This window comes from Paraburkholderia denitrificans (assembly GCF_042655705.1).
Taxonomy (GTDB): domain Bacteria; phylum Pseudomonadota; class Gammaproteobacteria; order Burkholderiales; family Burkholderiaceae; genus Paraburkholderia; species Paraburkholderia denitrificans.
In genome coordinates this window covers 354,530-367,223 of record NZ_JBHSMP010000013.1, presented here as the reverse complement: position 1 = coordinate 367,223, position 12,694 = coordinate 354,530, and the positions used below count along the sequence as shown (strand labels likewise).

At 66.8% G+C, this 12,694-nt stretch carries 10 protein-coding genes; 6 read left to right on the top strand and 4 right to left on the bottom strand.

The features are described from left to right. Positions 1-114: 114 nt before the first annotated feature. Both ACFPTO_RS11150 and ACFPTO_RS11145 read right to left on the bottom strand, forming a co-directional pair. Positions 115-1,167, bottom strand: a complete 1,053-nt coding sequence (locus tag ACFPTO_RS11150; protein WP_377711419.1) for a serine/threonine protein kinase — start codon at positions 1,165-1,167, stop codon at positions 115-117. Between the two features lie 141 nt (positions 1,168-1,308). Further along, positions 1,309-1,521 carry a hypothetical protein gene (locus ACFPTO_RS11145; RefSeq protein WP_377711418.1) on the bottom strand — a complete coding sequence of 71 codons (213 nt, stop codon included), beginning with the start codon at positions 1,519-1,521 and terminating at the stop codon, positions 1,309-1,311. Positions 1,522-2,051: 530 nt separating this feature from the next. On the opposite strand from ACFPTO_RS11145, the gene ACFPTO_RS11140 reads away from it, so the two are divergent. The 5 genes from ACFPTO_RS11140 (at position 2,052) to ACFPTO_RS11120 (ending at position 9,845) form a co-directional block, all read left to right on the top strand. Beyond that, complete coding sequence (locus tag ACFPTO_RS11140; RefSeq protein WP_377711417.1) at positions 2,052-5,234, top strand: efflux RND transporter permease subunit; 3,183 nt, start codon at positions 2,052-2,054, stop codon at positions 5,232-5,234. Between the two features lie 33 nt (positions 5,235-5,267). Then, positions 5,268-6,479 carry an efflux RND transporter periplasmic adaptor subunit gene (locus ACFPTO_RS11135; protein ID WP_377711416.1) on the top strand — a complete coding sequence of 404 codons (1,212 nt, stop codon included), beginning with the start codon at positions 5,268-5,270 and terminating at the stop codon, positions 6,477-6,479. Beyond that, complete coding sequence (locus ACFPTO_RS11130; protein WP_377711415.1) at positions 6,476-8,017, top strand: efflux transporter outer membrane subunit; 1,542 nt, start codon at positions 6,476-6,478, stop codon at positions 8,015-8,017. The genes ACFPTO_RS11135 and ACFPTO_RS11130 overlap by 4 nt, the downstream gene beginning before the upstream one ends. A gap of 82 nt (positions 8,018-8,099) precedes the next feature. After that, the gene (locus ACFPTO_RS11125) at positions 8,100-9,350 is read left to right on the top strand and encodes an MFS transporter (RefSeq protein WP_377711414.1); all 1,251 of its coding nucleotides are present in this window, start codon (positions 8,100-8,102) and stop codon (positions 9,348-9,350) included. A 309-nt stretch (positions 9,351-9,659) separates the two neighbouring features. Beyond that, complete coding sequence (locus tag ACFPTO_RS11120) at positions 9,660-9,845, top strand: hypothetical protein (RefSeq protein ID WP_377711413.1); 186 nt, start codon at positions 9,660-9,662, stop codon at positions 9,843-9,845. Between the two features lie 57 nt (positions 9,846-9,902). On the opposite strand, the gene ACFPTO_RS11115 is transcribed toward ACFPTO_RS11120, so the two are convergent. Beyond that, positions 9,903-10,949: a fatty acid desaturase family protein gene (locus tag ACFPTO_RS11115; protein WP_377711412.1), complete on the bottom strand. Its 1,047-nt coding sequence runs from the start codon at positions 10,947-10,949 to the stop codon at positions 9,903-9,905. 171 nt (positions 10,950-11,120) lie between these two features. Further along, positions 11,121-12,164, bottom strand: a complete 1,044-nt coding sequence (gene mgrA / locus ACFPTO_RS11110; RefSeq protein ID WP_377711411.1) for an L-glyceraldehyde 3-phosphate reductase — start codon at positions 12,162-12,164, stop codon at positions 11,121-11,123. A 211-nt stretch (positions 12,165-12,375) separates the two neighbouring features. Between mgrA and ACFPTO_RS11105 the strand changes: the two genes are divergently transcribed. Beyond that, the gene (locus ACFPTO_RS11105) at positions 12,376-12,582 is read left to right on the top strand and encodes a DUF3185 family protein (protein ID WP_377711721.1); all 207 of its coding nucleotides are present in this window, start codon (positions 12,376-12,378) and stop codon (positions 12,580-12,582) included. Positions 12,583-12,694 lie beyond the last annotated feature (112 nt).

Below are 12,694 nucleotides of genomic sequence, written 5' to 3'. Positions count from 1 at the left end.
CTTGATCCGCTCGATGCGCTCGATGCGCTCGATGCGCTCGACGCGCCGCGTGTGCGGCGCTCGCAATATCGCGCCTCAAACGTGCAACAAACGCGCACGCTGCAAGTGCGCAACTCACACGGGCCAGAGCGGCCCTTCCTGCATCGCGCCGATCTGCTCGCGCAGTTCGAGGATGCGGTCTTCCCAGTAGCGCTGCGTGTTGAACCACGGAAACGCAGCCGGAAACGCGGGATCGTTCCAGCGCCGCGCGAGCCACGCGCAGTAGTGAATGAGGCGCAGCGTGCGCAGCGCTTCGATCAGATGCAGTTCGCGCGGCTCGAACTCGCAGAAATCCTCATAGCCCGCGAGCAGATCGCCGAGCGCACGCACCGCATCCGCCCGGTCGCCCGGCAACAGCAGCCAAAGATCCTGGATGGCGGGAGCCATGCGGCTGTCGTCGAAATCGACGTAATGCGGCCCCGCGTCGGTCCACAGCAGGTTGCTCGAGTGGCAGTCGCCGTGGGTGCGCAGCGTACGCACGTCGCCCGCGCGCTCAAACGCGGCTTCGACACCTTCCAGTGCGAGATCCACTACCGTTTCCCACGCGTCGCGCACGTCGGCGGGCACAAAATCGTGCTCGATCAGATACTCGCGCGGCTCGTAGCCGAACGTCTGGATGTCGAGCGTGGGACGCGCGCGATACGGCTCCATCGCGCCCACGGCATGAATGCGGCCGATGAAGCGGCCGATCCATTCGAGCGTGTCGCTGCGGTCGAGATCGGGCGCGCGCCCGCCGCGCCGCTCGAACACGGCAAAGCGGAAACCGTCGAAGCTGTGCAGCGTGCGGTGCTCGAACGCGAGCGCGGGCACGGCGGGAATCTCGCGCTCGGCGAGTTCGGCGACGAACGCATGCTCTTCGAGGATCGCTTCGTCGGACCAGCGTTCGGGCCGGTAGAACTTCGCGACGAGCGGCGCGCCGTCCTCGACACCCACCTGATAGACGCGGTTTTCGTAGCTGTTGAGCGCGAGCATGCGGCCATCGGTGCGGCGGCCGGCGGGAATCAGCACGCTGTCGAGCGCGTCGAGCACGCACTCGGGCGTGAGGCGCGCGTAGGGCGCCTCGGACGAGGCGTCGTCCGGGAAGTCGGACGGCGGGAACGGGGTGCCCTGAGGGATGTCGTGAGTCATACCCGCAATTGTGCCTCTTGCGGGCTGCGGGGGCGAGTTAAGGGGCAAATTCGGCGGCGGGCGCAGCGCGCCGCCCCGGCCAGGCGCCGGATGCGCGAACGCGGCGTGTGGCGCTCCGTGCGCGCCGCGCCGCCGCGTAACTCAATGGACGAGCGAGCCGACCGGACGAACCTGCTCACCCGTATCGATCAGATCTTCCAGAAAAAAGGGCTCGGTATTGAGCTGTTTCGATGCGCCAGGCTCGCCGTCGTACCACGTCACCATGGCCATGTCGCCGAGAATGCGCATCACGATGCCACGCGCGCCTTGCGGCACGGCGATATGCACGGAGCGAACGATAGAACCGACTTGCATAGGATTTCCCCGTTATCGATGCCGGCTTCCTTGTGTGAAGCGCCGGTCAGTGAGCTGATCGAAGCCGCGCGCACCAACGGTTGTGCGTGCATCCATACCTGCTTGATACGTTGCTTGAAACCTGCTTGCAACCTTCTTCCCGGCGAACCCGCCTTATTCGCGCACCATGCGCGAAAAATGCCCACCGGTTTCTGCATTGTTGCGTGTTTGGGCCTGTACGCAAAGTGAAATATTAGGGGGGTGAACCGGCCTCCCGGCCTGGGTTTGCGTCCGAGCAGTCAATAAAAGCAACCGCGCCCGACGCTTACGGAAAGCTGACGGTAATGGACTGTAATCTTTACGACGCCGCCGCATGTGCCTGCGCACCCGGAAAAAGTACGCTGACATCCGGCGACTGGCGCTATAGTCGTCACGCACCCGTACGCGCGGGCTCGCTGCCTCGCGCGGTGACCGATGCAGAAAATGCCCGCCGCCAGCGGCCAGACCAGCCGGGAGCGCGGCACACCACCAGCGAAGGAACCGGCCGTTCCATGTGGATTGTCCGACTGGCGCTCCGGCGCCCGTACACGTTCATCGTGCTCGCGTTGCTGCTGCTGATCGTCGGACCGCTGACGATCCTGCGCACGCCTACGGACATCTTCCCGAATATCGACATCCCCGTGCTCTCGGTGATCTGGACGTACACCGGGCTGCCCGCCGACGAGATGGAAAAGCGCATCGTGCTCAATTACGAGCGCGGGCTTTCGGTGGCCGTCAACGACATCGAACACACGGAGTCCACCTCGCTCAACGGCATTGCGGTCGTGAAGATCTTCTTCCAGCCGCATGCGAACGTGCAGGAAGCGCTCGCGGAAGTCACGTCGCTCTCGCAGGCGCAACTGCGCTCGCTGCCGCCCGGCATCTCGCCGCCGTTCATCCTGCGCTACAACGCCTCGACGGTGCCGATCCTGCGCCTGTCGCTCTCGTCGGCGCAGCTCACCGAGCAGGAGCTGTACGACTACGGCAACAACTTCCTCAAGACGCAGCTCGCGACCGTGCCCGGCGCCTCCGCGCCGCTGCCCTACGGCGGCAAGCAGCGGCAGATCATGGTCGACATCGACCAGCGCGCGCTGCAGCAGCACAACCTGTCGCCGATGGACGTCGTCGATGCCATCAGCGCGCAAAATCTGATCCTGCCCTCGGGCACCGCGAAGATCGGCTCCACCGAATACTCGGTGCTGCTGAACGCGAGTCCCAACTCGCTCGCGGGCCTCAATGACATTCCGGTAAGAACCACGGCGAGCGGCACGATCTATATCCGCGACGTCGCGCACGTGCGCGACGGCTTCCAGCCGCAGACCAACATCGTGCGCGTGGACGGCCAGCGCGCGTCGCTGCTCACGATCAACAAGAGCGGCAACACGTCGACGCTCGAAATCGTCGACCGCATCAAGCAGATGATGCCGGCGCTGCTCAATCTCGTGCCGTCGACGCTGCACATCGATCCCGTCGCCGACCAGTCGCTGTTCGTGCGCGCATCGGTCGAGGGCGTGCTGCGCGAGGCGCTCATCGCGGCTGCGCTCACGGCGCTCATGATCCTGCTCTTTCTCGGCAACTGGCGCGCGACGCTCATCATCGCGGTGTCGATTCCGCTGTCGATGCTCACGTCGATCATCGCGCTCGCGGCGCTCGGCGAAACCATCAACATCATGACGCTCGGCGGGCTCGCGCTCGCGGTCGGCATTCTCGTTGACGACGCAACGGTCGCGATCGAAAACATCAGCCAGCAGCTCGAACAGGGCAAGACGCTCGAACAGGCGATTCTCGACGGCGCGCACCAGATCGCGATCCCGACGCTCGTCTCCACGCTTTCCATCTGCATCGTGTTCGTGCCGATGTTCCTGCTCACGGGCGTCGCGCATTTCCTGTTCATTCCGCTCGCCGAAGCCGTGGTGTTCGCGATGCTCGCCTCGTACTTCTTCTCGCGCACGCTCGTGCCGACGCTCGCGAAGTACCTGATGCGCCATCATCACAAGCCCGCCGATCTGCACCACATGCGCGGCGCGACGCGCAATCCGTTCATGCGCGTGCATTTCGCGTTCGAACGCGGCTTCGAGAATCTGCGCGTGCGCTACCGCGACTTTCTCGCGACGCGCGTCAAGCATCCGGTGGGATTCATCGTTTTGTTTCTCGCGTGTTGCGGCGCTTCGCTGCTGCTGATGCCGTTTCTGGGCCGCGACTTCTTTCCGCGCGTCGATGCGGGCACGATCGCGCTGCACGTGCGCGCAAAAACCGGCATGCGCGTCGAAGAAACCGCCGTGATCACCGACCGCATCGACAAGCGCATCCGCACGCTGATTCCCGCGGGCGAACTGCATTCGATCATCGACAATATCGGCCTGCCGGTTTCGGGCATCAATCTTTCGTACAGCAACACGGGCACGATCGGCACCTCGGACGCCGACGTGCTGATTTCGCTGAACCCCGGCCATCATTCGACCGCGGCTTACGTGCGCCTCTTGCGCCGCACGCTCAACGACGAATTCCCCGGCGTGCAGTTCGCGTTCCTGCCCGCCGACATCGTGAGCCAGACGCTGAATTTCGGCATGCCCGCGCCTGTCGACGTGCAGATCGTCGGCCGCGACGTCGCGGGCAATCGCGCGTTCGCGGCGAATCTACTCGCGCGGCTGCGCGGCGTGCCCGGTTTCGCGGACGCGCGCATCCAGCAGCCCGGCGACCTGCCGCGCATCTTCATCGACGTCGATCGCACGCGCGCGCAGCAGGCGGGCTACACGCAGCGCGACGTGGCGAGCAATCTGCTCATCACGCTCTCGGGTAGCCAGCAGACAACGCCGACGTTCTGGCTCAATCCGCTGAACGGCGTGAGCTACAGCGTCATCACCGAAGCGCCGCAATACACGATCGATTCGCTGCAATCGCTCGCGAACATCCCGCTCACGGCGAACGGGCGCAGCAACATCCTCGGCTCGCTCGCGAGCATGCAGCGCATCTCGGGCAACGCGGTCGTCACGCACTACAACGCGCAGACCACCATCGACATCTTCGGCACGGCCGATGGCCGCGACCTCGGCGCGGTCTCGGACGACGTCAACAGGATCATCCGCGAGGCAAAGGCGCAATTGCCCGCGGGCTCGACCATCGTCGTGCGCGGCCAGGTGCAGACGATGAACGATTCGTTCGCGGGCTTGTTCGGCGGGCTCGTGTTCGCCATCGTGCTCGTGTATTTGCTGATCGTCGTGAATTTCCAGTCGTGGCTCGATCCGTTCATCATCATCACGGCGCTGCCGGGCGCGCTCGCGGGCATCGTCTGGATCCTGTTCCTCACGCACACCACGCTCTCCATTCCCTCGCTCACGGGGGCAATCATGTGTATCGGCATCGCGACGGCAAACTCCATTCTCGTCGTCAGCTTCGCGCGCGAGCAGTTGCTCGAACACGGCGACGCCGCGCGCGCCGCAGTGGATGCGGGCTTCACGCGCTTTCGCCCGGTGCTGATGACCGCGCTCGCAATGGTGATCGGCATGGTGCCGATGGCCATCGGCCTCGGCGAAGGCGGCGAACAGAATGCGCCGCTCGGCCGTGCGGTGATCGGCGGGCTCGCCGTCGGCACGCTCGCGACACTGATCTTCGTGCCGGTGGTGTTCTCGCTCGTGTATCGCAAGCTCGGCGAACACCGCCAGCGCGCCATCGAAGACGTGGTGCCGAAATCATGACGACGCGTTTCTCTCTCCCGACGCGGAGGCGCCATGCCGCAGCAGCACGCTGACGCCCGTCCACCGCATAAGCCGCGCAAGCCGCACAAGCGTCACGGCTGGCTCATCGTGATCGCGGCGCTCGTCGTGATCGGGCTCGCCGCGCAGGGCATCTGGTCGCGCTACAACGCGCAGGCGGCGCTCGAACGCGACGCGAAAGCCGCGAGCACGCTCTCCGTGCAGGTGGTGAGCCCGCAGCGCTCGACGCGCACGCTCGATCTCGTGCTGCCCGGCAACGTGCAGGCCTTTCTCGACACGCCCATCTTCGCGCGCACGAACGGCTATCTGCGCAAGTGGTACGCGGATATCGGCGCGCATGTGAAGGCCGGTCAATTGCTCGCCGAAATCGACGCGCCCGAAGTCGATGACCAGTTGCGCGCCGCGCGCGCCGACCTCGCGAACGCCCAGGCGAACTTTGCGCTCGCGAAAACCACTGCTGCGCGCTGGACCGGGATGCTGCAAAACCGTTCGGTGTCGAAGCAGGACGCCGACGAGAAAGTCGCCGACATGCTCGCGAAGCAAGGCACGCTCGACGCGGCGCGCTACAACGTCTCGCGGCTCACGCAACTGCAGTCGTACCAGAAGGTGCTCGCGCCGTTCGACGGCATCGTGACCGCGCGTAACGTCGATGTCGGCGCGCTGATCGACGCGGGCAGTTCGGGCGGTCAGCAAAAGGAGATGTTCCATCTCGCGCAGGCCGACCGGCTGCGCGTGTACGTGAACGTGCCGCAGGCTTACGTGCAGCAGATCCGTGCGAGAGATGCCGCGTACCTCACGCTCAACGAAACGCAGGGCAAGCGCTATCCGGGCGTGATCGCGCGCGCCGCCGGTGCGGTCGACCCGACGCAGCGCACGATGCTCGTGGAAGTCGACGTCGACAACCGCAACGGCGAACTGTTGCCGGGCGCCTACGCGCAGGTGCACTTCGCGCTTGGCGCCAACGCGGCGCCGCTCACGCTGCCCGGCAACGCGTTCCTGTTCCGCCCGGACGGCGTGAAAGTCGCGACGGTCGATCAGAACAACCGCGTGAAGCTCGTGAAGGTGACGCTCGGCACCGACTTTGGCACGCGCGTCGCGATTGCTTCGGGACTCGACGGCCACGAGCGCGTGATCGTCAACCCGCAGGATTCGATCGTCGACGCCACGCCGGTGCGGATCGTCGCGCCGCACGTGTCGGCGCCCAACAACGCCGGTTCACACCCATGACGCGCGCACGCCTTGCCTTCCTGCTGGGCGCGGCCGCCGCGCTTGCGGGCTGCACGGTCGGCCCCGACTACGTGCGGCCGACGCTGCCGGTCGCCGCGAACTTCAAGGAGTCCGCCGGAACCGGCTGGAAGTCGGCGCAACCCGCCGACACCGCGCCGCGCGGCGCATGGTGGGACATCTACGGCGACGCGCAACTGAACGCGCTCGAAACGCAGGTGGCGAGCGCGAACCAGAACGTCGCCGCGGCACAGGCGCGCTTTCGCGCGGCGCGCGCGAACGTCGCCCAGCAGCGTTCGAGCCTGTTCCCGCTCGTGACGGCGAACGGCGACTACAACCGCACGCGCACGTCGCAGAACATCGAGTTCAAGTCGACGGCTGGCCGTGCGATCAACGACTACCTCGTGGGCATCGACGCCTCGTGGGAACCCGACGTGTGGGGCCGCGTGGCGCGCAGCGTCGAGAGCGCGAAGGCGGGCGCGCAGGCGAGCGCCGCCGACGCGCAGTCGATCCTGCTCTCGATGCAGGCCGAACTCGCGACCGACTACTTCGAACTGCGCGGCATCGACCGCGAGCGCCAGTTGCTCGACGACACGATCAAGGCGTACCAGGAATCGCTGGCTCTCACGCAGCATCGCTACAACGGCGGCATCGCCACGGATGCCGATGTCGGCCAGGCGCAGACGCAGCTCGAAACCACCAGGGCGCAGGCCATCGACCTCGGCGTGGAGCGCGCGCAACTCGAGCACGCCATCGCGATTCTCACGGGGCAATCGCCTTCGACGTTCGCGCTGCCCGTGCTGCCCGTGCTGCCCGGTGCGCCGCTCGCGGCGCAGCCCGTGGTCGCGCCGCCCGGGGTGCCCTCGGCGCTGCTCGAACGCCGCCCCGATATCGCCTCCGCCGAGCGGCTCGTCGCCGCCGCGAACGCGCAGGTCGGCGTGGCGACGGCGGCGTTCTTCCCGAACCTCATCCTCGCGGTGACGGGCGGCCTCGAAGCGACGAACTACAGCCAGTGGCTCGTTGCGCCCGCAAGGTTCTGGTCGCTCGGGCCGCAGCTCGCGGGCACGCTGCTCGATTTCGGCGGACGCGCGGCCGTGCGCGACGAGGCGCGCGCGCAGTACGACGAAAGCGTCGCGCAGTACCGGCAAACGGTGCTCGACGCGTTCGGCCAGGTCGAGGACAACCTCGCGACGCTGCGCGTGCTCGAAGAAGAGGCGCTCGCGCAGGATCGTGCGGTGGCGGCGGCGCAGCGCACGCTCGCAATTGTGGAGAACCGCTACCGCAGCGGCGCGATCACCTATCTCGATGTCGTGGTCGCGCAAACCACGGCGCTCACGAACGAGCGCCAGGCGGTGGTGATCGCACGCCGCCGCATGGCCGCGAGCGTCGCGCTCGTGAAGGCGCTGGGCGGCGGCTGGAGCACGGCGGAACTGCCCGGCGACGATCAGCTCGTGCATCCCGGCCGGGTAGTTGGTGGCGCGGCTGGTGCGGTGAACACTCCGGCAATTGCGCCCGGCGCGAGCGCCGGACACGGAGGATGAGCCGCTTTCCTTGCGGACTCGGCGACCCGATTCGCACAACCGAGGTATCGTTGCGGCTCTGTCATCCGCAGGAGAAGGTGTCGTGACCGTTTCATCGGGCGCCGATAGCAACACCGCGGCGTCTTCGCCGTCGAGCCAGACCTGGCTCGAACGCGGCTCGCGCGCCTACTGGCACGCGTGTCTTGCGCTGCTGTTCGCGGGCTACGCGACATTTTCGCTGCTCTACTGCGTGCAGCCGATCCTACCTGCGTTTTCGCAGGCGTTCGGCGTGAGCCCCGCGCAGAGCAGCCTCTCGCTCTCGCTGACGACCGCCGCGCTCGCAATCGCGATCTTCGTCGCGGGCTTCGTCTCCGAAGGCTGGAGCCGCCGCACGATGATGACCGCGTCGCTCAGCGTCTCGTCGCTGCTCACGCTCGCCACCGCGTTCGTTCCGCACTGGCACCAGTTGCTGGTGCTGCGCACGCTCCAGGGGCTCGCGCTCGGCGGCGTGCCCGCCGTCGCCATGGCCTGGCTCGCCGAGGAAATGCACCCGGACGGCCTCGGCCTCGCGATGGGGCTCTATGTCGGCGGCACAGCCATCGGCGGCATGTCGGGGCGCGTCATCGCGGGCGTGCTCGCCGATCTGTTCGGCTGGCGCGTGGCGGTGGGCGTCATCGGCGTGCACGGTATCGGCTCGATGCTGGCCTTTCGTGCACTCCTGCCGCCCTCGCGCCGTTTCGTGCCGAAAAAGGGACTTGGCTTCGCCCATCACCGCGCCGCGCTCCTGAGTCACTTCGCACGGCCCGGCCTCGCCGCGCTGTTCGCGATGGGCTTCGTGCTGATGGGCAGCTTCGTCACGCTCTACAACTACATCGGCTACCGGCTCATCGCACCGCCGTACAACATGAGTCAATCGGCCATCAGCGTGATCTTCATCGTCTATCTGACCGGCGTGATCGCCTCGCCGTGGTCGGGCCGCATGGCCGACACCTTCGGCCGCGGACGCGTCCTCATCGCCGGTCTCGCGACGATGCTCGCGGGCGTCGTGCTCACGCTGTTCCCGTCGCTCGGCATGATCGCCGCGGGCATCTGCTGCCTGACGATCGGCTTCTTCACGGGCCACTCCGTCGCCAGCGGCTGGGTTGGCCGGCTCGCGCGCGAAGCCAAGGGTCAGGCCGCGGCACTCTACCTGCTCGCGTATTACCTCGGGTCGAGCATCATGGGCTCCCTTGGCGGGCACTTCTGGGTGGTCGGCGGCTGGGGCGGCGTCGCGGCGCTCGTCGGCGCGCTGCTGATCGCCGGGCTCGCGCTCGCCGCCACGCTGCGTGCGAAAGAGCGCGCCGGGGCGGCCTGACGCGCGCGCTTTTGCCCGCTTTTGCCCGCCTCTACCCGCCTGTACGCGCTCGCGCCGCCAAGCGTCGGCAATCTGTAATAACCGGGATCTGCGCGCGCATGCCGCGCCGCACTTGCCGCACCGCCGCAAAGCAGCGCCGGGCATGCCCCTGCCGCACGGCGGGCGCGCACGTACGGCGCGCAAAGCGCACGCCGCGTTTTCGGCCCTCACCTATACTCGGAAAAGGCCGGAAGCCGTCGCGCCATGACAAGTACAACAACCAGCACAACAGCCGTCCGTTTCCGCCGCCGACACGATAAGGAGACGAGCATGGAAGGTTATTTCACGGTTAGCGATTTCGTGATGATCATCCCGATGGCCCTCGCCGGCGCGCTTTGTCTGGGTGCGTTTCCGTGCGCGACCGAATTCCGGCACAACACGTTGCGCGTGGTCGGCGCGCTAATCGGCGCGATGCTCGCCGTGGCGCTCGTCGAAACCCTGCCGACGCTGATGTAGCCAGGCTGCTGGAAACCGCGCCGCCGTAGCGCGAGGCGGCGGCGCGAAAGCCTCGCTTCAATGCACCCGGTTGCCGGGCTGCAATCCTCTTAGCTGCGCAAGCGCCGCGCGAAAATACGCGGGGCGCGGGCGTTGCGCGTCTTCTCCCTTTGCTTGCCCGCGCATGGCTTCCTCGCGTGCGAGCGCTGGCAAGGCAGTCCACGGCAGCGTCGGATGCAGATGATGCTGCCGGTGCAGGTGATGATTCATCAGCATCACGCCGATGGCGCGCGGCACGCGCAGGTCGCGCGAGCGGCCAGGTTCATCGAGCGCGACGCCGTAGTGAGGCAGGTTGTCGGCCATCGACAGCCACAGGCCGCGCAGCAGTATCGCGGCCAGCAGAACCGGCCAGGCCGGTCCGTAAAGCGAAAACGAAAGGGCATAGAGCACGCACGAAGCGAGCCAGTCGCGGCGCGCACGGCGGCGGTTTTGCGCATCGCCCGCGTGATTCGCGAAGAGCCGCTGCACCTGCGCGCCTTCGGGGCCGAGCGCGCCGACGCCGCGCGCAATCAGCACGCGTGCCATGCGTACGGGCAAAAAGGCGATGAGCGGCAGCAGCAGTTCGGCGACGTAGAGCCCGCCCAGGAGCCGCGCGTAGTACGCGAGGCGCCTGCGCCAGCGCGGCCCGGTTGCGTCGTCGACATCGGGCCGGTCGAACGGCTCGCGCGTGAAGCGGTGATGCATCAGGTGTCCGAAGCGCACGGCGTCGAACGGCATGGCAAGGCCGACCGCGAGCAGCCGCGCGAGCCGCCCGTTGGCGCGCCGGCTGGAGAGCAACTGGCCGTGGATGCCCTCGTGGATCAAGCCCCAGTGGATCGGCGTGGCGAGCACGACGGGCACGAGTGTCGCCAACAGCGCGAGCGTCGGCCCGCCCGCCGCGCGCACCACGAGCGGCAGCCCGATAAGCTGCCAGGCCAGCGCTACACCGGCGAGCGCGAGCATCGCGGCGTTCGCGCTCGCGTCGGGTGCAGGCAACGGGATTTTGTACTCGGACCGGGTGCCAGGACGGTCGGCGATTCGGTCGGCGACTGCGGGCTCAATCGTGGGCTCGACTGTAGACTCCATCGGCGCTCCTCGCGGCAAAGACAGCCGCGAAGTTAGCAGCGGCGTGTGACAGGGCAACGAAGAACAACGGACGCCGCGGCCCGCGGTCCGCCGACGAGAAGAGACGAAAAAAACGTCTCGCTTTGTTGCGAGGCGTTCCGGCACGGCCGCGCCGCGATGCGAATCAGACGATCAGATGTGCTGATCCGTGGATGGCTTTTCCCACAGGTTGACGCCGCCTTCGGTGGCATAGCGGTCGATTTCGGCGAGTTCTTCCGCCGAGAATTCGAGGTTCTTCAGCGCGGCGACGTTTTCGCGCACCTGTTGCGCGCGGCTCGCGCCGATCAGCGCCGAAGTCACGCGCCCGCCGCGCAGCGTCCATGCAATCGCCATCTGCGCGAGGCTCTGGCCGCGGCGCTTCGCGATCTCATCGAGCTTGCGCACGTGCTCGATGTTCTCCGCGCTCAGGTGCCCGGCGAGAAGCGAGCCGCCGCCCGGACGGTTCACACGCGCGTCTTCGGGCACGCCGTTCAGATACTTGCCGGTCAAGAGGCCTTGAGCGAGCGGCGTGAACGCGATGCTGCCCACGCCCAGATCGTCGAGCGTATCGAGCAGGCCGCGCTCGATCCAGCGGTTGAGCATGTTGTACGACGGCTGATGGATCAGCAGCGGCACCTTGTATCCGGCGAGCAGCCTTGCCATTTCGAGCGTCTTCTCGGGCGAATACGACGAGATGCCGACATAGAGCGCCTTGCCCTGCTGCACGGCGCTCGCGAGCGCGCCCGCGGTCTCTTCGAGCGGCGTTTCCACGTCGAAGCGGTGTGAATAGAAGATGTCGACATAGTCGAGCCCCATGCGCTGCAGGCTCTGGTCGAGGCTCGCGAGCACGTATTTGCGCGAGCCGCCGCCCTGGCCGTAGGGACCGGGCCACATGTCCCAGCCGGCCTTCGACGAAATCAGCAGTTCGTCGCGGTACGGGCGGAAGTCGTCCTTGAAGATGCGGCCGAAGTTGGTTTCGGCGCTGCCGTACGGCGGCCCGTAGTTGTTGGCCAGATCGAAGTGCGTGATGCCGAGGTCGAAAGCGGTGCGCAGAATCTCGCGCTGCGTCGAGATCGGCGTGGTGTCGCCGAAGTTGTGCCACAGGCCGAGCGACAGCGCGGGCAGCTTGAGCCCCGACTTGCCGCAAAAGCGAAATTGCATCTCCGAATAGCGTTCAGAAGCGGCTTCGTAGGCCATGGAATCGTCCTCGATGAAAGCGGGAAAAAGCGAAAAAGCGGGGGAAAGCGGAAAAAGCGGGCGGCGGCGCGCAGCAGAGGCTGACATGGTAGCGAATCCGCCTGCTTTGCGCAGAGGCCCATTCTTCGGGATTGCGTCGGCGGCGGCGCAATGGACGCGAGCATCGCCGCTCGCCTACACTGCAACGTTCGTCTTACCCGAGAGGATTTCCATGGTCAAAGCGATTTCGTTTGCCCTGATTGCCTGCGGCATAGTGCTGCTGTATTTCGCCGGCGAGTCGTTCCATTCGTTTTCGAATGATATGTCGCGGCTTTTCACGGGCGCGCCGACCAATCGCACGATCCTGCTGATCGTGGGCGGCGTGGCGGCAACCATCGCCGGGCTCACGGGGCTCGCGGCTTCAGGGCGGCGGCGCTGACGACGCCGGGGCGCACAAGGCACCGATCAACACGCCGCACCGCACCGGACAGCGCACCGAGCAACGCACCGGACAACGCACCAGCGCACGCCGCAAGCGCCCTGCCCGCCGC

Coding starts and splice junctions, on each gene's coding strand:
- ACFPTO_RS11150 (WP_377711419.1), bottom strand. CDS start 1,167: ATGACTCACGACATCCCTCAGGGCACCCCGTTCCCGCCGTCCGACTTC.
- ACFPTO_RS11145 (WP_377711418.1), bottom strand. CDS start 1,521: ATGCAAGTCGGTTCTATCGTTCGCTCCGTGCATATCGCCGTGCCGCAA.
- ACFPTO_RS11140 (WP_377711417.1), top strand. CDS start 2,052: ATGTGGATTGTCCGACTGGCGCTCCGGCGCCCGTACACGTTCATCGTG.
- ACFPTO_RS11135 (WP_377711416.1), top strand. CDS start 5,268: ATGCCGCAGCAGCACGCTGACGCCCGTCCACCGCATAAGCCGCGCAAG.
- ACFPTO_RS11130 (WP_377711415.1), top strand. CDS start 6,476: ATGACGCGCGCACGCCTTGCCTTCCTGCTGGGCGCGGCCGCCGCGCTT.
- ACFPTO_RS11120 (WP_377711413.1), top strand. CDS start 9,660: ATGGAAGGTTATTTCACGGTTAGCGATTTCGTGATGATCATCCCGATG.
- ACFPTO_RS11115 (WP_377711412.1), bottom strand. CDS start 10,949: ATGGAGTCTACAGTCGAGCCCACGATTGAGCCCGCAGTCGCCGACCGA.
- mgrA (WP_377711411.1), bottom strand. CDS start 12,164: ATGGCCTACGAAGCCGCTTCTGAACGCTATTCGGAGATGCAATTTCGC.
- ACFPTO_RS11105 (WP_377711721.1), top strand. CDS start 12,376: ATGGTCAAAGCGATTTCGTTTGCCCTGATTGCCTGCGGCATAGTGCTG.